This window comes from Pseudoalteromonas sp. 13-15 (genome assembly GCF_001468205.2).
In the GTDB taxonomy this organism is placed as follows: Bacteria; Pseudomonadota; Gammaproteobacteria; order Enterobacterales; family Alteromonadaceae; genus Pseudoalteromonas; species Pseudoalteromonas marina.
On record NZ_CP019162.1, the window covers coordinates 1,817,318 to 1,836,507 of the forward strand.

Consider the following 19,190-nt stretch of genomic DNA (forward strand, 5'->3'; position numbering starts at 1 on the left):
CAAGCCTTTTATTACATAAGCATGATCAACCGCTTAACATTTAGGCAACTCTTAACATTTAAAAAATTAAAGCGTCATGTAAATAAAGCACTTTAAAAATACAGATATTATTTAAACCAATAGTTAAATGATACCAACATACTATAGCGCTTAGTATTTTTGCGCTTTTTTGCTAAACTAGCCACACATTAACAGTTAGAGTAATTTTATGTCGGGTGAGTTTCCACGTGCTGGTTTTTGGCGCCGTTTTGCGTCGCTAATATACGACTCTTTAGTCGTCATTTCTTTATCTATGCTAACCGCTATTTTGTACTTTGCTGCAATTCAAGTTTTAATTTCTACGGGCCTTATTGAACAAACCGAAGGTCAAGACCCTGCTGCATTTATAGAAAATTCACCTTTACTAGATGGCATTCGCAGTGCGTTGTTTGTGGGCGTAAATGTTATATTTTTTAGTTACTTTTGGACCAAAAGCGGTCAAACAATTGGTATGCGAGCATGGCGATTAAGAGTACAAACCAACGATGGCAATTTAATTAGTTGGTCGCAATCAGTTATTCGCTGCATGGGCGCGTTACTTGGTTTAGGTAACTTAGTTGTGTTAGTTGATTTTAAAAACAAAAAAGCGTTACAAGATTACTTATCTAAAACAGAGGTTGTTGCTCTTTCAAAAGAAGAGAACAAACGTATATACCGCGAGCTCGATTAATATATACACAGTAATAAAACCTCTAAAAACAAAAAAGGGTGACTTACTAGTCACCCTTTTTTATTTTTAAATATAATCGCTTATACCCGTTTATTCATTAAGTAGGTCGCAAAGCCTATAAAAATAACACTAGGCAGCACGGCGCCAATTATGGCAGGTATTTGGTAAACCATTACCACGGGACCAAATATCTCGTTTGTTAAATGAAATACAATGCCTGTTACAACACCCATAATTATTCGTGCGCCCATAGTTACAGTGCGTAACGGACCAAATATAAAAGAGAGCGCAACCAATAACATAACCGCAACCGACACGGGTTGCATAAACTTTCGCCAAAGAGCAAGATCATAAGTACTGGTATCTTGCTCATTTTGCTCTAAGTAGCTTAAGTACGACCATAGCCCTGTAAATGACAGCGATTCTGGCTTTACAGATACAACACCTAACTTTTCAGCGGTTAGTTGCGATGGGTAAAACTCTTCTGGGTGTAGTTCAGTTGTAATTAACTCATCCGTAATAATGACTTTGTTTACATCACGTAAAAGCCACCCATCTTTTCGGCTAATTGCCTCTTTAGCTTTAGTAATTTGAGTAAGTTCAAGTGAGCTATCAAAATAGTACATGTGCAAACCGTTAAGCTTACCGCTTTCATCCACATCTTCTATATTTATGAAGTTATTTCCATCTTTCGCCCAAACCCCTTTTTGTGCGCTAAACACATCTCCGCCATGTATAGCTTGGTTTCGCATTTCTTTTGCACGTAACTGTGCCTCTGGTGCTCCCCATTCGCCAAGCGCCATCATACAAATGGCCATAAACATGGCGGTTTTCATCACCGAACCAATAATTTGCAACCGCGACATACCCGCTGCTTGCATAACCACTAATTCACTATTTGAAGCAAGCGCACCAAGCCCTGTTAAGCCCCCAATGAGCGCAGCCATAGGGAAAAACACCACTAAATCACCAGGAATACTGTAAAGCGTATACAGCATGGCGGTAATCAAATCGTAACTACCACGCCCTACCGATTTTAACTGTTCAATAAATTTAATTAGGGTACTGATGCCAACTAAAACCAACAAAGCAAAGCCTGTTGTTTGTAAGATGCTGCGGCCTAAATACCAGTCGAGTGTTTTCATCATGAGCTTAACTCCCGCTTAGTGACAACAGCTTTAAGCAAAGCGCCTATTGGGCGGCCTTTAATAATTAATAAGCCACCAATAAATAAGGCACTCAAGTGAATCCACCAAAGCCCAATTGACGGCGGTATTTTGCCATCTTCTATCGCGAATTTTGCGGCATTTAATAAAATAAAATACCCAAGATACAAACTTATAGCGGGTACCAATTTAGCAAATTTACCTTGGCGAGGATTAACCACACTTAACGGCACTGCTAGTAAAGTAAGCAGCGGAATAGAAAGAGGGATAGCGATACGCCACTGCCATTGAGCAATAGACTCAGGCGTATTAATAGCAAGCAACTGATTAGTCGGCACAGCTTCTAACTTACGGCGTTGATGCTCTATTTCTTGTTCACGAATTTGTACACTGTAACCATCAAACTCAGTAAGGTTTAATGCTGGTGTTGTTGCGTCGGTTTCGTATCGTTTCCCATCGGTTAACACTAACTGTTGCTCACCGTTTTGCGCTTCAATTACCACGCCTTGCTCTGCGTATACTAGTCGAGCTAATTCATCGTTATCACTATTTGGTAGCTGTGCAACAAACACTTTGTTTAGCTCTTTGCCACCATTTTCAATATTATGAATAAACACCACGGCTTTTTCGTTCCCTGTTTCTTGAAAACGACCGGCTCTTAATGCTGACAGCCCAGCGTCAGCTTTAGCTTGTTCTTTTAATTGATACTCTTGCTCACTGGCCCACGGTGCTAGGTACATAGTTAATCCGCCAGCCAAAAGCGCTAAACCTGCGCTTGATATTAAAGTTACACGCACTACATACCATTCACTCACACCACACGCTTTTAATACCGTCATTTCGCTGTCGGCGTAAATACGGCTGTACGCTAAAATAATGCCTAAAAATATACTCAATGGAAGAATTAACGAGGCAAGTTGTGGTAACTTTAACGCAATCATCGACAGCACTAATTGAGCAGGAATGCTGCCCTCTGATGCGTCACCTAAAATAACCACCAGCTTTTGTGATAAAAAAATGGTCATTAAAGTTAAAAATACGGCGACCTGCGATTTTAAAACCTCAGCGGTCAAATAACGAAAAATAAGCAATGCTCGCCCCTGTTAAACTTAGTATTTCACTACAATAGTGAGTGTCGAATAGTTAAATAGCTATTTTGCACAGTTTATACCGACAAATAGGCTATTATTATAAGCCATCAAAATTAATTATCCTACCTAAGTGCAAGATATAATGTTGCATTAGTAGCCCTTAAGCATATAAAGTTCAATTACACAGTAAGAGTCGGTAAAAATCAGCTAAAATGAGTATTATCTCTACATAAGCTTAGCTACTAAGACTAGAAAATATTATTTTTGGCCTTATTTATTAGCTTAAATGACTCACAACCAGGAGCAACAATGGAATTTAGCGTAAAAAGTGGTAGCCCAGAAAAACAACGCAGCGCATGTATTGTCGTTGGCGTGTACGAACCACGCAGGTTATCCCCCATTGGTGAACAACTCGATAAAATCAGTGATGGTTATATTTCAAATTTACTTCGCCGTGGCGACCTAGAGGGTAAACCTGGCCAAGTTTTATTATTGCACCATGTCCCTAACGTATTAAGCGAGCGTATTTTGCTTGTAGGTTGCGGTAAAGAGCGCGAGCTTGATGACAAGCAATACAAACAAATTATCTCTAAAACAATAAATACCCTAAACGATACAGGCTCTATGGAAGCGGTATGCTTTTTAACAGAGCAACACGTAAAAGGCCGAGATACTTATTGGAAAGTACGCCAAGCCGTAGAAACAACACAAGATTGCTTATACACGTTTAATCAACTTAAAAGTAAAAAAGTAGACCCGCGTCGCCCACTTCGTAAAATTGTATTTAACGTACCCACGCGCCGCGAACTCACTATTGGTGAAAGTGCGATTGAGCACGGTTTAGCTATCGCTGCTGGCAGCAAGTTGTGTAAAGACGTTGCCAACATGCCACCCAACATTTGTAATCCTGCGTATTTAGGCGAACAAGCGCAAGAGCTAGCTACTAATTTTGATAACATCACCGTTGATATTATTGGCGAAGAAAAAATGGCAGAGCTTGGTATGAACTCATACTTAGCGGTTGGCCGTGGTAGTGATAACGAATCTGTTATGTCGGTTATTAACTACAAAGGTGCAAGCGACGAGCAAGCGCCAATTGTGTTAGTTGGTAAAGGTTTAACCTTTGACTCCGGCGGTATTTCAATTAAACCTGGCGAAGCCATGGATGAAATGAAGTACGATATGGGCGGTGCTGCAGGTGTTATAGGTGCAATGCGCGCTTTAGCACAAATGCAATTACCTATAAACGTAATAGGTATTTTAGCTGGTTGTGAAAACATGCCAAGTTCAAATGCTTACCGACCAGGTGATATTTTAACAACGATGTCGGGGCAAACGGTTGAAGTACTTAATACCGATGCTGAAGGTCGTTTAGTATTATGTGATGCGTTAACCTACGTGGAGCGTTTTGACCCAGATACCGTTATAGATGTAGCCACCCTTACAGGTGCATGTATTGTTGCATTAGGTGCTCATGCAACAGGTTTGCTTGCAAACCATAACCCCCTTGCCCACGACTTATTGAAAGCGTCTGAGCAAAGTGGCGACCGTGCATGGCAGCTACCACTGTGGGACGATTATCAAGACCAACTAGAAAGCCCATTTGCTGATTTTACTAACTTAGGTGGGCGCGCGGCAGGCACAATTACCGCAGCGTGTTTTTTATCTAAGTTCACCAAAAAATATAATTGGGCGCATTTAGATGTAGCGGGTACTGCATGGCGAAGTGGTGCAAATAAAGGCGCAACAGGACGCCCTGTTCCTATGCTAACTCAGTATTTATTGAACAGAGCGGGTGTAAGCGAAGCAGCACACGATTAATTATCTGTTTAGTTCAAAATAAGGCGCCATTAGGCGCCTTATTTATTTGTGTATTAATTGAAGCAAACCCCGTTATATGGCAAAATCTGCCTCTTAATTTATGTGTATTAACCTAGTGCACATTCAATGTCATGGGAAAGCCCGATACAATGAACATGAACGCTAAATTTTTCGTTCTAAAGCAACAAGATGAGTCTAAAGCCCAGGCTGATGATCATTTTGCTTTGGCTGCACAAATAGCGGCCGATCAGTATCGTAATGGGCAACGTGTATTTATTTGTGTAAACGATAACGATACAGCCTGTGCCATTGATGAAATTATTTGGGCATTCGACCCAGACAGTTTTGTACCACACAATTTACAAGGTGAAGGCCCTAAAGGCGGAGCCCCTGTTGAAATTGGTATTACGCCACCTGTTGGCAACCGAAAAGTTTTAATAAACTTGGCCACTCAGCTACCTGATTACATTCGCCGATTTAACCAAGTTTTTGATTTTGTCCCCGTAGAACCTGTTGCTAAACAAGCAGCCCGCGAGCGTTTTAAAAAGCTACGCCAACTCGGTGCCAATCTCACCACGCAAGATATTAATAGCTAGCCACTCAGGCAAACTAACCAACTAATTTAAGTACTTATTTAAGGTTCTGTGTAATGGATAAAACCTACAATCCGCAAGATATTGAACAGTCTCTATATCAAGACTGGGAACAAAAAGGCTACTTTAAGCCATCTGGCCAAGGCGTACCGTATTCTATTATGATCCCGCCGCCAAATGTCACGGGTAGCTTACACATGGGCCACGCTTTCCAAGATACAATAATGGATACCCTTACGCGTTTTAAGCGTATGCAAGGTAACAACACATTATGGCAAGTAGGTACTGACCACGCAGGTATTGCAACGCAAATGTTGGTTGAGCGTAAACTGCATGCTGAAGAAGGTAAAACACGCCACGATTTAGGCCGCGAAGATTTTATTAATAAAATCTGGGAATGGAAAAACGAATCGGGCGGTACTATCACTAAGCAATTACGCCGCCTTGGCGCATCGGTTGATTGGGATCGTGAACGTTTTACGATGGACGATGGTTTATCTGAAGCGGTTAAAGAGGTATTTGTTCGCCTTCATAAAGAAAACCTAATTTACCGTGGTAAACGCCTAGTAAACTGGGATCCAAAATTACACACGGCAATTTCAGACCTTGAAGTAGAAAACAAAGACAAACAAGGCCACATGTGGAACTTACGTTACCCACTAGCCGATGGCGTTAAAACACAAGACGGTAAAGACTACATTGTCGTAGCCACAACTCGTCCAGAAACTATGCTAGGCGACTCTGGTGTTGCAGTAAACCCAGATGACGAGCGCTACACAGATTTAATTGGTAAAGACATTTTATTACCTATCGTTAATCGCCGTATCACCATTGTTGCTGATGAACACGCCGATAAAGATAAAGGCACAGGTTGTGTAAAAATAACCCCAGCACACGACTTTAACGATAACGAAGTTGGCAAGCGTCACAAAATGCCAATGATCAATATTTTCGATAAAGACGCCGCTATTTTAACGCAAGGTGAAACTTACACCTTTGACGGCAAAGAGCTTGAGCTTGATGCGCCAATTCCAGCGCGTTTTCATGGGCTTGATCGTTTTGCTGCGCGTAAAGCAATTATCGCTGAATTTGAAGAACTTGGCCTACTTGAAAAAATTGAAGACCACGGCCTAACTGTTCCTTACGGTGACCGCTCTGGTGTGGTTATTGAGCCACTACTTACAGACCAATGGTATGTACGTGTTGCGCCACTTGCAGAACCTGCTAAAGATGCAGTTAAAAACGGCGACATTCAATTTGTGCCTAAGCAATACGAAAACATGTACTTTTCGTGGATGAACGACGTACAAGATTGGTGTATTTCACGTCAACTTTGGTGGGGTCACCGTATTCCAGCTTGGTACGACAGCGAAGGCAACGTATACGTTGGCCGCGACGAAGCAGAAGTTCGCCGCGATAACAACATTGCAGATAGCGTAGCACTTAGCCAAGACGAAGACGTACTAGATACATGGTTCTCGTCAGCGCTTTGGACATTCTCAACGCAAGGCTGGCCAGAAAACACGGATGATTTAAAAACCTTCCACCCGTCTGACGTGTTAGTAACAGGTTTTGATATTATTTTCTTCTGGGTCGCGCGTATGATCATGATGACGCTGCACTTTATTAAAGATGAAAATGGTAAACCACAAGTGCCGTTTAAAACAGTATATGTTACTGGCCTAATACGTGACGACAACGGCGATAAAATGTCTAAGTCAAAAGGTAACGTACTTGACCCGCTAGACATGATTGACGGCATTGAGCTTGAAGACTTAGTACAAAAGCGTACTGGTAACATGATGCAGCCTAAACTTGCCGCTAAAATTGAAAAAGACACGCGCAAAGTATTTGCAAACGGTATTGAAGCACACGGTACCGACGCACTACGCTTTACTTTAGCTGCCATGGCATCAACCGGTCGTGATATCAACTGGGATATGAACCGTCTTGAAGGTTACCGCAACTTCTGTAATAAACTATGGAACGCAAGCCGTTACGTATTAATGAACACAGAAGAGCAAGACTGTGGCTTTAACGACAGTGAAAAACAGTACTCGTTAGCTGATCGTTGGATTTTAGGCCAATATGAAGCCACCGTTAAAACCTACACCGAGCACCTTGATAACTACCGTTTTGATTTAGCGGCGAACACGCTTTATGAATTCACCTGGAACCAGTTCTGTGATTGGTACTTAGAGCTGACCAAGCCGGTATTATTTAAAGGCAGTGAAGCACAGCAACGCGGTACACGTCATACCCTTATTACCGTACTTGAAAGCTTATTACGCTTAATGCACCCAATGATGCCTTACATCACTGAAACGATTTGGCAACGTGTTGCACCACTTGCTGGCCTTGAAACAGCGGGTACCAGTATTATGGTTCAGGGTTTCCCTGTTTATAATCAAGCCAATGTTGATGCACAAGCAATGGACGATTTAGAGTGGGTTAAGCAATTCATTTTAGCAATTCGTAATATCCGTGGTGAAATGGATATCAGCCCAAGTAAACCACTGAGCGTTTTACTGGCTAACGCATCAAGCGATGATGTGCGCCGTATTGAAGAAAACAAATCATTCTTGGCATCATTGGCTAAGCTTGAAGAGTTTACAATGCTTGAAAACAAAGACGACTCACCAGCGTGTGCAACCTCTTATGTTGGCAACCTTGAAATAATGATCCCAATGGCGGGCTTAATTGATGTGGAAGCAGAGCTTGCACGTATCAACAAGCAACTTGAAAAAGCAGAGAAAGGCCTAGCGCAAGTGCAAAACAAACTCGCTAACGAAAAGTTTGTAAACAATGCACCAGAAGCCGTTCTTGCAAAAGAAAACGCTAAGTTAGCTGAATTCACCGATGCTAAAACTAAGCTGCTTGAGCAAAAAACGAAGATTGAAAGCTTATAATTTTAGTCACCTGCTAAAGCAATTTAGCAGGCATTAAAAAGCCGCTCACTTTAATAAAAGTGAGCGGCTTTTTTTGTGCCTAATGATTAAGCTAAAGGCACTTTTACATTAAAACGTGTAGTTGTACTGCGCGCCAATAAGCGTAGCATGACCTTTTGATTCAAAAGACCACTGCGAGCCTAAGTTATCTTTTTCAGTGTAGTTTTGTGTTTTACCACGAATAATACTCACGCCTAAATCAACGTTTGAGTTTTTATCGATGATGTAGTTACCACCAAAAGAGAACCAAAAGCGGTCTGTGTCTGGAATCGAGATTGACAAATGCTGTTGTGATACAGGCGACTCGTCAAACGCAATACCTGCACGTAACAATAGGTTTTCGTTGTACTGGTAGTCAGTACCTACTGAGTAACGAAGTGCATCAGAGAAATTTTCTGTTTTTTCAAATGCGCTAAACTTATCACCCGTTGGTGCTGTTACTTGTGCTTCTAATGAATCAAAGCTGCTCCAGCCAGTCCACAATACGCTGTAGTGCAAGCCTAATTTTTCGTCTAACTGATGTGAACCAGAAAACTCAGCAATAGCAGGTAGCGTTATTTCAACCGAACCTGGAAGTTCAAGCTGTCCGTCTAATCCACCAGGAATAAATGCAGAAGGAAGCTCGTTTGAGTATTCACCTTCAAACGTGATATCAGTTTCTGTGCGGTAGTTAAAACCAAAACGGCTGTTTTCGTCTAATTGGTACATTACACCAACATTTAAGCCGTAACCAATATCATCACCTTCAAGGTTTACTGCATCTGTTGAAGCGGGGATTGGTAAAGCTGAAGCACCAAACTTGCGAATAATTTTAGCTTCTGCATAAATTGCATTTAAGCCAATACCAAAGCTGAACTGCTCGCTTACTTTATAGGCAACGCTTGCATTCATATTAACGGTAACAATTTCTGTTTCACCGGCAATTTGACCTGCCGCGTAATCGTCATCAAATTTTGTTGCTAAACCAAAGTTAGCAAATGCGCCAAAACCAACTGATACTCTGTCGTTTACTGGCATAGTGAAATACGTTGCTGGAATAACAGCGCTAGGCGCAATGCTGTCGTCATCTAATGCATTCGGGTCGATGCCATTGTTTGTACCAGTGCCTTCAAGGCTCACATCTGGAACAACGGCTATAGCAGCAACACTTAGTTGCTTATCTTTAAATACAGTCATTAAAGCAGGGTTACGTGCAACAACAGACGCGTCGTCTGCGATAGATGCTTCACCAGCATAAGCACGGCCTAAACCTGATGCGTTTTGCTCAGCTAATTGAAACGCAGCTGCAAAAGAGTCAGCTGAAACAAATGCAAGCGAGGCTGCGATAAGCGTTTTAGAAAATTTCATTGTTGTGTCCTTAACCAAACTCACTGTTTGGGTAGCTATGTGTGTTGTTACTTATATTCAAAACCCGGCTACACTACATTAATTTTTAGAAAAAAACTTCATGATCACACCAAAAACACCTAAAAAACACGTTTTTTAACTACATTTTAACAACTATTTAAAACTCATCGGACAAGAAATGTGTTATTAGAGCAATTACTCTAAATGTAATTAATTATCATTTAGATTGACATGAATTACGCCGCATTTTAAACTCTTTTTAAAATAACCAACGGGTTAAAACTGTGCTGATTGTTCTAATTATGGTGGGTCTCATTTTTTGTGGAGCCAGTGTATTTTTCTTTTATAAGGCAAATTACTGCGCGTGCACACAGGCCGGACAATGCGACAACCCTGTTAATCGTTACTGGCTAGGCGCTATGTTAAATGCTGTTGTATCGCTCATATTTTGCTGCACAGCTTTACATGTAGAGCTTGGCACTTTGTTGTGGTTGGTACTAATGGGAAGTTGCTTTTTAGGCGCGTTTATATCAGCTCAGGCAAACCAAAAGCGCCGATGTATTAAGGCTAAACGAGCAGATGATCTTTTAACAAACGAGATAAGTTAATTTGATAATCCATGGGCTTTACACTCGCTAAAATTTTAAGCTCTTGGTTGTCGGTACTCAAATCTATATCTTTAGGCGTTACGTGATGATTATGCTTTGCATTATAAAATAATTTAACTTTTGGCTTAATAGGGTTTTGGGTATTTCCCTCTAACACGATTGCTAAACGCTCGTTAGTTAATTTAACAATACTTCCCACAGGGTGGACACCTAAACACTTTATAAAGCGCTGCACTAACTCAGCATCAAATAACTTGTTACTAGCCAATAAGTAACGTAGTGCATTAATAGGCTCATCGCCTTCTTTGTATAGCTTATCAGCGGTCATCGCATCATATACATCAACAATAGCCATAATACGCGCAGCACGACTGAGCTTTTGATCACTTACACCTCTGGGGTAACCTGAGCCATCTAATCGCTCATGATGATTTACTATCATGTCTAACATGAGTGGCGTTACACCCTCTTCCTCTTTTGCTAATATCAGCCCTTGAGATACATGCTTTTTTACCGCGCTCATTTCAAATTCGGTCAGCTTAGAGGGTTTTGATAGTATACCTTGTGGTATTTTAGCTTGGCCTAAATCATGGAGTAATGCGCCCATTGCCAATTGTTGAACAACCCCTTGCTTGTAACCTAAGTACTTAGCAAACACGGCGGTAAAAATGGCACAATTGATCATATGTCGCCAGTTATAATTGTGCTTGTCTTTTACGCGCGTAAGTATGGTCATAGCGTTGGTATTTCGAAAAACGGAGCTAACTATCTCACCGGCTATTTCATCAAGTACTTTTACATTAACGGCCATGCCTGCGGTTATATCTCCATATAGCGACTTTAATTTTTTACTATGGCGCTCGTAACCTTCACTGGCTGCAGCAAACTCTTGCTCAAGCGTTATACTTGCAGGTGTATTTACGAGTTTTGATTTATCCTTGGCAGGCTTTGCCTTTGTTTGATCACTTAGTTTTGTAGACGCTAAATTTTTATTTTTTACAGGGGACTTGGAAGTTGGCTTGTACTTAGCGGGGATGGCTACATCGCCTTTAGTAAAATCAATTAATAGCTCAAGCACGCCTTCTGTCGCTAAACGTTTTATAATCGATTTTTCACGAACCAAACCACTGGTTTTAATTTTTATTCCATTAACACCTTCATGTTGCTTAGTTACGCTATCGACATACATGCCGGGAACAAGTTCAGTGATAGGTAGAGTAATAAGCATAAAGGTATTTAAAATAGGTAATTAAACACCATTGATAGCATTTTACACCTGTACAAGTCTAACATTTGTTTCATTTACGTTAATAAATGACTATAAAGGATTGCTTATCACTCACTTAAAAAAGTACGTTTAAATAAATTTACCACGCTATTAATTAGGTGGCTTTAATCTAGTTGCTCGAAGCTAATTATTTTAATAGTTCCTCTATTGGCTGTGGTTTATGTACAGCATAACCCTGCGCGTAATCTACGCCCATTTCTAATAGAGTTTGCTTAATTCGTGAAGTTTCGACAAACTCAGCAATAGTTTTCATACCCATAACGTGGCCAATCTCATTTATTGATTTCACCATTGCATGATCAATCGGATCAACCTCAATATCTTTTACAAAAATCCCATCTATTTTAAGGTAGTCCACCTTGAGGTTCTTCAAATATCCAAATGATGATAAACCACTTCCAAAGTCATCTAGTGCAAAACGGCACCCTAGCACTTTTAATTGGGAAATAAACTTACTGGCAAGTTCTAGGTTTGAAATGGCGGCTGTTTCGGTTATTTCAAAACAGATCTTTTCACTATGCTCACCCAAAAGGGTAAGTTGCTCTGTAACAAATATTAAAAAGTCCTCATTAGTAAGTGACTGTCCTGAAAGGTTAATAGACAAGAAGTTAACCCCTTTGAGAAAGTTAGGGTTATTTAGAATCATCTTAAATGCGTTTTCAATCATCCAACTATCTACTTTAACAATCAGTTGATAGCGCTCTGCAGGAGGTAAGAAAGCACCCGGAGGAATTATACCTCCCTGATCATCGACCATACGCAATAGCAATTCATAATGTTTATTTTTATCGCAAGCGAGTGGCTCAATTAATTGTGCGTATATTTTAAAGCGGTTTTCATCTATTGCATCTTGAACTCTATTTACCCACTGCATCTCGCCTTGGCGCACTGCGAGCTCTTCGTCATCATCATAATGAACATGGATTCTATTTCGTCCCTTCTCCTTTGCTATATAACAAGCAACATCAGCTAACTTTAGCACCTCTGTAAAATCCACATATTTATCGGTAATTTGGATCAACCCCATGCTTACACCTATACGAAAGCTACGACCTTCCCAAACAAATCTATAATCCTCAATTTCTTTTTGAATTAAGCTAGTTACACGATGGGCGTTATCAAATGAGCAGTTTTCCATCAATACAGCAAACTCATCCCCCCCGAGGCGTGCTACCACATCTGTTTTTCTTACTACTTTTTGCAATAAAGAACCGAGCTGACGAAGTAATTCATCGCCAGCTAAATGACCACAGGTGTCATTCACTACTTTAAATTGATCAAGGTCCATATAACATAAAGCATGATCAACTCGTTTTTCAGCAGCAACTGACAATAAAAGCTCAACGCGACGCTTAAACTCTCTTCTATTTGCTAAACCAGTGAGTGAATCATGAGATGATTGGTAGCTGAGTTTTTCTTCTGATTTTTTTCTTGCTGTAATATCTACATGAGTGCCCACTAAACGAGTAATTTCACCTTCCTCACTTTCAACAACAAAAGCACGAGACAAAATATTTACATAGCTACCATTTTTATGGCGCATTCTAAACTCAGCTTCATAGTGCTTAGTTTTAGATTCCATAAACGAATGAATTTTAGCAACTGCTGGAGCTAGATCGTCAGGGTGAACAAGCCTTTCCCATGTAGCAAAACTATTTGTAAGCTCGTCTTCTTTATACCCCAACATCGATTTCCATCGCGGTGAGTAATACATTTTTTCGTTAGCAATATCCCAATCCCAAAGTCCATCATTAGCGCCCTTCATGGCTAAACTTAACCGCTCTGTGTTTACTGAGGCTTTTTGTTTTTCGAGTATGAGATCGTTTTTTTGCTGTTCTAAAGAAAGGGTTAATTCAGTAATGATATTAGATAGCTCACCTATTTGGCTATTTTCATACTCAAGTTCAGTAATATCATAAAAAATATTTAATGTAATACTGGCATCCCCATTTTTTAAAGGAACGGCACTGCCAAGTACAGTACGTTTACACCCGTCTTTGCACTGTATAGTTAGCTGCATTGGCACAAAGCGAGTATTCATTTTTTTTGCATCGTTTAATTTTTTGTGCCACAAGTTCATCACACAGTCGCGATAATGGCTATTAGGAAGTGCTATGCCCCACCATTCATCTAATGTGGGTATATCGCTTGCTCTATAACCAAACATATTAACGAACGTATCATTAGCATGGACAATAGTGTTATGAGCGTCATTCAATACAAATGGGACAGGGGAAGAGTTAAATATATGTATAAATAAATCATTACAACAGGCGTTTTTTTCTAGCTCAGATATTTTGGCATCTGCCTTTGCCAGATCAAATTTAAGCTGCTCAATACTATCCATTCACTGTGTTTCCCAAAAGTACGAATGTATTAATACACCTTTGTTCTATTGATGTATTTGAGTAACACAAACACAACGCACCAATGGCATAATTAGATATCTATCATAATCAAAACAATAGGCAGTAAAGTCTATTTAAGCAAGGTGGTTAATAATTAGAAAGGGAGTAAAACACAGGTAAGTTTTTGGCCTAGTTAAATCAAATGGCGCTCTCGGTAGGGATCGAACCTACAACTCAGCCTCCGGAGGGCCACGTGATATCCATTTCACCACGAGAGCACATTTGCTGCCGCCACATCAACTCGCGATATCAATGTGTTAGCATGCGCTAATGATAAAGCCATCTTTACACAAATGCTAGCGACATTAGTTTATATGATTACTAATTAGGCACTTTTGAATAAAACATGTGACTATTTTATAAAAACGCGTTATTTATTAATATTCGATAAAAATAGTTACGCTTTAGCAACATTTTAACTATCATTGTCACAGTAATGAAAATATTTAAAAGAGGAATTAATAATGAGTTTGATGTCTACGGAGCAAGTTGCAGAATTTTTAGGTGTAAAAGAAGAGCGCGTAAAACGTCTTGCACGTGAAAGTTTATTAATCGCTAAGTCAGAAGATGAAAACGGCGAACCGCAGTTTGATGCAGATGAAGTAGCAAAATATAAAGAGTTAGCAGCGCGTTTTGGTGGCCTTTAAAAGCCACATGCTGCAATAAGTTTTAGCAGCTGCGCGCGTAATTTTTTTGCTGGAGCTCTTATGTCGCGCTGCTCATACCAACCAATACTTAAAACCAAAAATAACAGCTTATAACAATTAAGCTTATCGGTTGATGTTACAAACCCTACCTGTTTATCTTTATATTTAGCGTAACTATTTAATAACGCATCATCGTTATTTTTATTTAGCTCAAAGCTAACACTTAGCGCCGCTAAATCAAAATACACGTCGTTTGTTTTAGCGTACTCAAAATCAATTAAGTAGCTGCCTGACTCACTCACTATTAAATTATCTTTAATTAAATCGTTGTGGCAAAAACCAAGCTCGATTGGCATGGCTGTAATAAAGTTAACCGCTGCACTAATTTGCTGCTGATGCTCCAGATACACTGGTGAACATTTATAACAGCTTAGCTCCTGAGCTATGTTCATTGGCTCAGTGCTAACCGAGTAAGCATGGACAGTGACAAGCTTTTTAATCACGTCGTCAATTGATAGACTATTTTCGGTACTACCGTCAAAGTAATTAAACACAGCCAGTTGATTTTGTTTATCAAGCCATACAGGGGAAGGGCATATATTTGACGCACTCAGGCGACGCTGTGCCTCTAAGGCATATTCTGGCCAATGGTCTTTGTAACGCTTTAATAAATACTTCTCTTGAGTCGTATTTATTAACACATTTTCGTTACTTAAACCTTGTGATAAAGGCACGCATGAAATAACGCTACTTGGTGCTATAAACGCACGGCATTTGTTTATAAGTGCATTGTAATCACTCATAAATTAAAGCTGTGTGAGTGGCTTAGCTTGGCTTTGCTCGTATTCTTCATACCAGGTTTTAAATCCCCACCCTGCCATAATGGTGTAAAACACAAAAAGCGCTAATGTTGGGTAGTAGCCTTTTTCGTAATATAAATACATAGACGCTGCGTCTATGACTATCCAATACAACCAGTTTTCAAGGATTTTTTTGGCAACTAAGTAAGTCGTCACAACGGCAAAACAGGTTGTAAAGCTATCGAGGTAGGCAAAATCAGCATGCGTATAGTTAGTCATAAAATACCCAATGCCTGTTGCCGCAATAGAGGTAAGTATGATTAAAAGCGCATGACGTTCCATAGACCAAGAACTAATACTCAGGTTGTTATTATTAGCTTTGCCTTTTCGCCACACAACCCAGCCAAATACAGCCATATACATGTAATAAAAGTTGAGTAATGACTCCATTAGCAATGCGCCATTCCAATACATAATAGTATAAATTAGCGTACTAAAAAACGCAGCAGGCCAGCACCACAGGCTTTCTTTTATCGCCAACAATAAATAAGCAATTGATAACACAACCGCAATATATTCCCAGTGCGACATGGCAGTAAAACCGCTTAACGTTTTTGTTATAAATTCCATAGTGTGCTGTTACCGTTAAATTGTGGCGAAAAAACTACTGAGGCGATAAATCGCCAGACAAAAACTTACACACAAAAATAGCTTTGCCAAACTCTTCGTATGAACGTTTAATTTCGGTATTGAGTACTTGCATCACTAAATCATAATCGCCAAAAATTTGTGTCGATAGTGTATTAGTAATCACTTTTAAACCATCGTATTCGTTTAATCGATCAATAAAGCCTTTGATAAAAGGAATGTAATCTTGATGAAGTGGGTACTTACTAATCTCTACTGATAATTTCATTATTAACCCTATGGTTTGAGTGCCTAGTTATATCGTGTCATTCAATGCTAGAGCCGCTACTAAATACAGTGTAAAATCGCTTTAATACTCAATTACAATGAGCGTAATATGGCACGCAGAATAACCTATAAATTTAAAAACCAACCGCGCGAAATAAATTTTGCTAAAGATAAATACCACGACATGTATCAAGCAATTGCTGCTGCCGAAGGCATTGATTTAACGAATTACTTAAGCATGGTACAGCAAATAGAAATGACCTCTAAAGGGTCAGCTTCTGTTCGTAACTTTCGTGATCAAGAATTTGCCCGCATGGGCTTTAGTGATATTTACTTTATTAAAGAGTAATTATCACTATTTAATTATGGCTGATACTCATAACTTACGCGCGGTGTAATATTACACAAAAGCTCGTAAGGAATGGTATCGGCGCACTGTGCTATTTCTTCTACTGGTAGCTCTGGGCCCCACATTGTGACTCTGTCGCCTACTTTTATGTTGTGCTCGTTTTGGCCTATGTCTACGCTAATCATATCCATTGCCACACTACCTACAATACCATAGCGCTGCTTGCCAATAACCACTGGTGTACCCTCTTTTGCATGTCGCGGGTAACCGTCACCATATCCCATAGCAACCACAGCTAACTGAGTCGCTTTATCGCTTTTCCAACGCCCACCATATCCTACGGCCTCGTTAGCCTGAACATGGCGCACTGCTATAACACGTGTCGTTAAACGCATAACGGGTTTAAGCTGGTGCTGCTCACCCAATGCGTTTGCCATAGGTGATACCCCATATAACATTAAACCAGGGCGTACCCAATCGCCATGAGCATTCGGCCAAGCAATAATGCCTGCCGAGTTAGATAAGCAATGTGCTTGGTTAATATTATTTACTAGGCAGTCAAACTGTGAAATTTGCTGTGCTGTCTTGGTGTTATTTACATCGTCCGCGCATGCAAAGTGGGTCATTAAATTAACGGTGTTATTGGCGTTGGGTGTTTTTTGCAAGCGCTTATAAAATTCATCAAACTGCTCTGGGGCAATACCCAAGCGATGCATGCCGGTATTTACTTTAAGCCAGCACAATAAAGGCGCTTCAAGCTCAGCCTCTTCCAAAGCGGCAAGCTGATACCCATCATGAATAATAGTTTGAAAGTTATTGGCCAATAAAATAGGTAAATCGTCTTTATTAAAAAAGCCTTCAAGTAACACAATCGGTTTTGTTAACCCACCAGCACGAAGCGCTAAAGCTTCATCTATACGTGCTACTGCAAATGCATCTGCATCATTTAAATGTTGTGCAATTTTAACCAAACCATGGCCATAAGCATTGGCTTTTAATACCGCCATAACTTTACTGTTTGGTGCAAAACGCTTTACCTGCGCTAAATTATGCGCAAGTGCCGTTAAATTAATTTCAGCAGTAGCTAAGCGCATTAATACTCGTCATCCATCGCAGGACCTGCGTAGTTATCAAAGCGAGAAAACTGCCCTTGGAACGTCAAGCGCACCTTACCAATTGGACCGTTACGCTGTTTCCCTATGATGATTTCGGCGATGCCTTTTTCAGTACTGTCTTCGTTGTAGACTTCATCACGGTATATAAACATGATTAAATCGGCATCCTGCTCTATCGAGCCAGATTCACGTAAATCTGAGTTAATTGGGCGTTTATCAGCACGTTGCTCAAGCGTACGGTTTAGCTGCGAAAGCGCAACAACCGGACATTTTAATTCTTTTGCTAGTGACTTAAGAGAGCGTGAAATCTCTGCAATTTCAAGGGTTCTGTTATCCGACAAGCTCGGCACACGCATAAGCTGAAGGTAATCAACCATGATCATACTGATACCACCATGATCGCGCGCAATACGACGTGCACGTGAGCGAACATCGGTAGGTGTTAACCCTGATGCATCATCAACGTACATTTTACCTTTTTCCATCAACAAGCCCATGGTTGATGAAAGACGCGCCCAATCATCATCGTCTAGCTGACCAGTACGTACCTTAGTTTGGTTAATACGACCAAGTGATGCCAGCATCCTCATCATGATTTGCTCAGAGGGCATCTCTAATGAGTAAATAAGCACAGGCTTGTCTTGTGTCATTGCCGCATGCTCTGCAAGGTTCATCGCAAAGGTGGTTTTACCCATTGAAGGACGTGCTGCAACAATAATTAAATCAGAAGGCTGTAAACCTGTGGTCATTTTATCTAAGTCAGCATAGCCGGTACTTACGCCTGTTACACCATCTTGCGGAGATTGGTATAGCTCTTCTATTTTATCAACGGTTTTTTCGAGTATGTTGTGTATGCTTTGCGGGCCTTCGGTGCTTTTTGAACGCTGCTCAGCAATTTTAAATACTTTACTCTCGGCAAAATCTAATAAGTCATGGCTTGTGCGCCCTTCGGTATTAAAACCGGCCTCGGCTATTTCATTTGCTACACCAATCATTTCACGCACAACCGCACGCTCTCGCACAATATTAGCGTATGCATCGATATTAGCGGCACTCGGTGTATTTTTGGCTATTTCGGCTAAGTAAGCAAAACCACCAATTCCTGCCAGTTTATTATTTTTTTCAAGGCTTTCAGAAATCGTAATTAAATCGATTGGATCACCCAACTCTGCAAGCTCTGTCATTGCTTCAAAAATCAGCTTGTGCGTGCGAGTATAAAAATCTTGAGATACAACAAGTTCGGCTACGCGGTCATATGCTTGGTTATCAAGCATTAAGCCACCTAAAACAGATTGTTCAGCTTCTATTGAATGGGGAGGAACTTTAAGGGTATCGACTTGCTTATCTGGTTTGGCCATAACTTCACAGTACTAAAATTGAATGGC

The 19,190-nt window shown here is 40.4% G+C and carries 17 protein-coding genes and 1 tRNA gene; 7 read left to right on the forward strand and 11 right to left on the reverse strand.

Annotated features, from left to right (window positions below):
• The first annotated feature begins 208 nt into the window (after window positions 1-208).
• Window positions 209-709 (forward strand): RDD family protein, encoded by a 501-nt coding sequence (locus ATS72_RS08420; RefSeq protein WP_006793701.1) that lies wholly within the window; start codon window positions 209-211, stop codon window positions 707-709.
• 80 nt (window positions 710-789) lie between these two features.
• Here the strand turns inward: ATS72_RS08420 and lptG are convergent, their stop codons facing one another.
• Window positions 790-1,857: an LPS export ABC transporter permease LptG gene (lptG, locus tag ATS72_RS08425; protein WP_008131921.1), complete on the reverse strand. Its 1,068-nt coding sequence runs from the start codon at window positions 1,855-1,857 to the stop codon at window positions 790-792.
• The gene (gene lptF, locus ATS72_RS08430; RefSeq protein WP_058430230.1) at window positions 1,854-2,966 is read right to left on the reverse strand and encodes an LPS export ABC transporter permease LptF; all 1,113 of its coding nucleotides are present in this window, start codon (window positions 2,964-2,966) and stop codon (window positions 1,854-1,856) included. The genes lptG and lptF overlap by 4 nt, the downstream gene beginning before the upstream one ends.
• Window positions 2,967-3,275: 309 nt before the next feature.
• On the opposite strand from lptF, the gene pepA reads away from it, so the two are divergent.
• From pepA to ATS72_RS08445, 3 genes are all read left to right on the forward strand, one after another.
• On the forward strand, window positions 3,276-4,787 hold the full coding sequence (gene pepA / locus ATS72_RS08435; RefSeq protein ID WP_010557831.1) for a leucyl aminopeptidase: 1,512 nt from the start codon (window positions 3,276-3,278) through the stop codon (window positions 4,785-4,787).
• 149 nt (window positions 4,788-4,936) lie between these two features.
• Window positions 4,937-5,383 (forward strand): DNA polymerase III subunit chi, encoded by a 447-nt coding sequence (locus ATS72_RS08440; protein WP_006793705.1) that lies wholly within the window; start codon window positions 4,937-4,939, stop codon window positions 5,381-5,383.
• A gap of 53 nt (window positions 5,384-5,436) precedes the next feature.
• The gene (locus ATS72_RS08445) at window positions 5,437-8,289 is read left to right on the forward strand and encodes a valine--tRNA ligase (protein WP_058430229.1); all 2,853 of its coding nucleotides are present in this window, start codon (window positions 5,437-5,439) and stop codon (window positions 8,287-8,289) included.
• Between the two features lie 108 nt (window positions 8,290-8,397).
• Here the strand turns inward: ATS72_RS08445 and ATS72_RS08450 are convergent, their stop codons facing one another.
• A complete protein-coding gene (locus ATS72_RS08450; protein WP_058430228.1) occupies window positions 8,398-9,675 on the reverse strand; it encodes an outer membrane protein transport protein in 1,278 nt (425 codons plus the stop codon).
• 284 nt (window positions 9,676-9,959) lie between these two features.
• Between ATS72_RS08450 and ATS72_RS18965 the strand changes: the two genes are divergently transcribed.
• Window positions 9,960-10,283 carry a hypothetical protein gene (locus tag ATS72_RS18965; protein ID WP_074210155.1) on the forward strand — a complete coding sequence of 108 codons (324 nt, stop codon included), beginning with the start codon at window positions 9,960-9,962 and terminating at the stop codon, window positions 10,281-10,283.
• On the opposite strand, the gene ATS72_RS08460 is transcribed toward ATS72_RS18965, so the two are convergent.
• The 3 genes from ATS72_RS08460 to ATS72_RS08470 all read right to left on the reverse strand — a co-directional run bounded on the left by ATS72_RS08460 (window position 10,243) and on the right by ATS72_RS08470 (window position 14,197).
• Window positions 10,243-11,511: an HD-GYP domain-containing protein gene (locus tag ATS72_RS08460; protein WP_058430227.1), complete on the reverse strand. Its 1,269-nt coding sequence runs from the start codon at window positions 11,509-11,511 to the stop codon at window positions 10,243-10,245. The genes ATS72_RS18965 and ATS72_RS08460 overlap by 41 nt on opposite strands.
• Window positions 11,512-11,698: 187 nt before the next feature.
• A complete protein-coding gene (locus tag ATS72_RS08465) occupies window positions 11,699-13,918 on the reverse strand; it encodes an EAL domain-containing protein (RefSeq protein ID WP_058430226.1) in 2,220 nt (739 codons plus the stop codon).
• 204 nt (window positions 13,919-14,122) lie between these two features.
• A tRNA-Arg gene (locus tag ATS72_RS08470) sits at window positions 14,123-14,197 on the reverse strand.
• A gap of 246 nt (window positions 14,198-14,443) precedes the next feature.
• On the opposite strand from ATS72_RS08470, the gene ATS72_RS08475 reads away from it, so the two are divergent.
• On the forward strand, window positions 14,444-14,626 hold the full coding sequence (locus ATS72_RS08475; protein WP_006793710.1) for a hypothetical protein: 183 nt from the start codon (window positions 14,444-14,446) through the stop codon (window positions 14,624-14,626).
• On the opposite strand, the gene ATS72_RS08480 is transcribed toward ATS72_RS08475, so the two are convergent.
• The 3 genes from ATS72_RS08480 to ATS72_RS08490 are packed head-to-tail and all read right to left on the reverse strand — an operon-like array spanning window position 14,623 to window position 16,342.
• Entirely contained in the window at window positions 14,623-15,429 is an 807-nt protein-coding gene (locus ATS72_RS08480) for a phosphotransferase (protein WP_058430225.1), read from the reverse strand. The two genes, ATS72_RS08475 and ATS72_RS08480, sit on opposite strands and share 4 nt — an antisense overlap.
• 3 nt (window positions 15,430-15,432) lie before the next feature.
• On the reverse strand, window positions 15,433-16,056 hold the full coding sequence (gene pnuC, locus ATS72_RS08485; protein WP_058430224.1) for a nicotinamide riboside transporter PnuC: 624 nt from the start codon (window positions 16,054-16,056) through the stop codon (window positions 15,433-15,435).
• 34 nt (window positions 16,057-16,090) lie between these two features.
• Window positions 16,091-16,342: a YkoF family thiamine/hydroxymethylpyrimidine-binding protein gene (locus ATS72_RS08490; RefSeq protein WP_006793713.1), complete on the reverse strand. Its 252-nt coding sequence runs from the start codon at window positions 16,340-16,342 to the stop codon at window positions 16,091-16,093.
• Between the two features lie 108 nt (window positions 16,343-16,450).
• On the opposite strand from ATS72_RS08490, the gene ATS72_RS08495 reads away from it, so the two are divergent.
• A complete protein-coding gene (locus tag ATS72_RS08495) occupies window positions 16,451-16,690 on the forward strand; it encodes a DUF2960 domain-containing protein (RefSeq protein WP_006793714.1) in 240 nt (79 codons plus the stop codon).
• A gap of 14 nt (window positions 16,691-16,704) precedes the next feature.
• Here ATS72_RS08495 and alr read toward each other — a convergent pair whose 3' ends face one another.
• Together alr and dnaB are read right to left on the reverse strand one after the other, a co-directional pair.
• Window positions 16,705-17,784, reverse strand: coding sequence for an alanine racemase (alr, locus tag ATS72_RS08500; protein ID WP_058430223.1), 1,080 nt, complete (start codon window positions 17,782-17,784; stop codon window positions 16,705-16,707).
• Window positions 17,784-19,163, reverse strand: a complete 1,380-nt coding sequence (gene dnaB / locus ATS72_RS08505; protein ID WP_006793716.1) for a replicative DNA helicase — start codon at window positions 19,161-19,163, stop codon at window positions 17,784-17,786. Before dnaB ends, alr begins: the two co-directional genes overlap by 1 nt.
• Between the last annotated feature and the right edge of the window lie 27 nt (window positions 19,164-19,190).

Excerpts from the sequence above, each read along its gene's own strand:
- ATS72_RS08420 (WP_006793701.1), top strand. The coding sequence starts at position 209 with ATGTCGGGTGAGTTTCCACGTGCTGGTTTTTGGCGCCGTTTTGCGTCG.
- lptG (WP_008131921.1), bottom strand. The coding sequence starts at position 1,857 with ATGATGAAAACACTCGACTGGTATTTAGGCCGCAGCATCTTACAAACA.
- pepA (WP_010557831.1), top strand. The coding sequence starts at position 3,276 with ATGGAATTTAGCGTAAAAAGTGGTAGCCCAGAAAAACAACGCAGCGCA.
- ATS72_RS08440 (WP_006793705.1), top strand. The coding sequence starts at position 4,937 with ATGAACATGAACGCTAAATTTTTCGTTCTAAAGCAACAAGATGAGTCT.
- ATS72_RS08445 (WP_058430229.1), top strand. The coding sequence starts at position 5,437 with ATGGATAAAACCTACAATCCGCAAGATATTGAACAGTCTCTATATCAA.
- ATS72_RS08450 (WP_058430228.1), bottom strand. The coding sequence starts at position 9,675 with ATGAAATTTTCTAAAACGCTTATCGCAGCCTCGCTTGCATTTGTTTCA.
- ATS72_RS08460 (WP_058430227.1), bottom strand. The coding sequence starts at position 11,511 with ATGCTTATTACTCTACCTATCACTGAACTTGTTCCCGGCATGTATGTC.
- ATS72_RS08465 (WP_058430226.1), bottom strand. The coding sequence starts at position 13,918 with ATGGATAGTATTGAGCAGCTTAAATTTGATCTGGCAAAGGCAGATGCC.
- ATS72_RS08475 (WP_006793710.1), top strand. The coding sequence starts at position 14,444 with ATGAGTTTGATGTCTACGGAGCAAGTTGCAGAATTTTTAGGTGTAAAA.
- ATS72_RS08480 (WP_058430225.1), bottom strand. The coding sequence starts at position 15,429 with ATGAGTGATTACAATGCACTTATAAACAAATGCCGTGCGTTTATAGCA.
- pnuC (WP_058430224.1), bottom strand. The coding sequence starts at position 16,056 with ATGGAATTTATAACAAAAACGTTAAGCGGTTTTACTGCCATGTCGCAC.
- ATS72_RS08490 (WP_006793713.1), bottom strand. The coding sequence starts at position 16,342 with ATGAAATTATCAGTAGAGATTAGTAAGTACCCACTTCATCAAGATTAC.
- ATS72_RS08495 (WP_006793714.1), top strand. The coding sequence starts at position 16,451 with ATGGCACGCAGAATAACCTATAAATTTAAAAACCAACCGCGCGAAATA.
- alr (WP_058430223.1), bottom strand. The coding sequence starts at position 17,784 with ATGCGCTTAGCTACTGCTGAAATTAATTTAACGGCACTTGCGCATAAT.
- dnaB (WP_006793716.1), bottom strand. The coding sequence starts at position 19,163 with ATGGCCAAACCAGATAAGCAAGTCGATACCCTTAAAGTTCCTCCCCAT.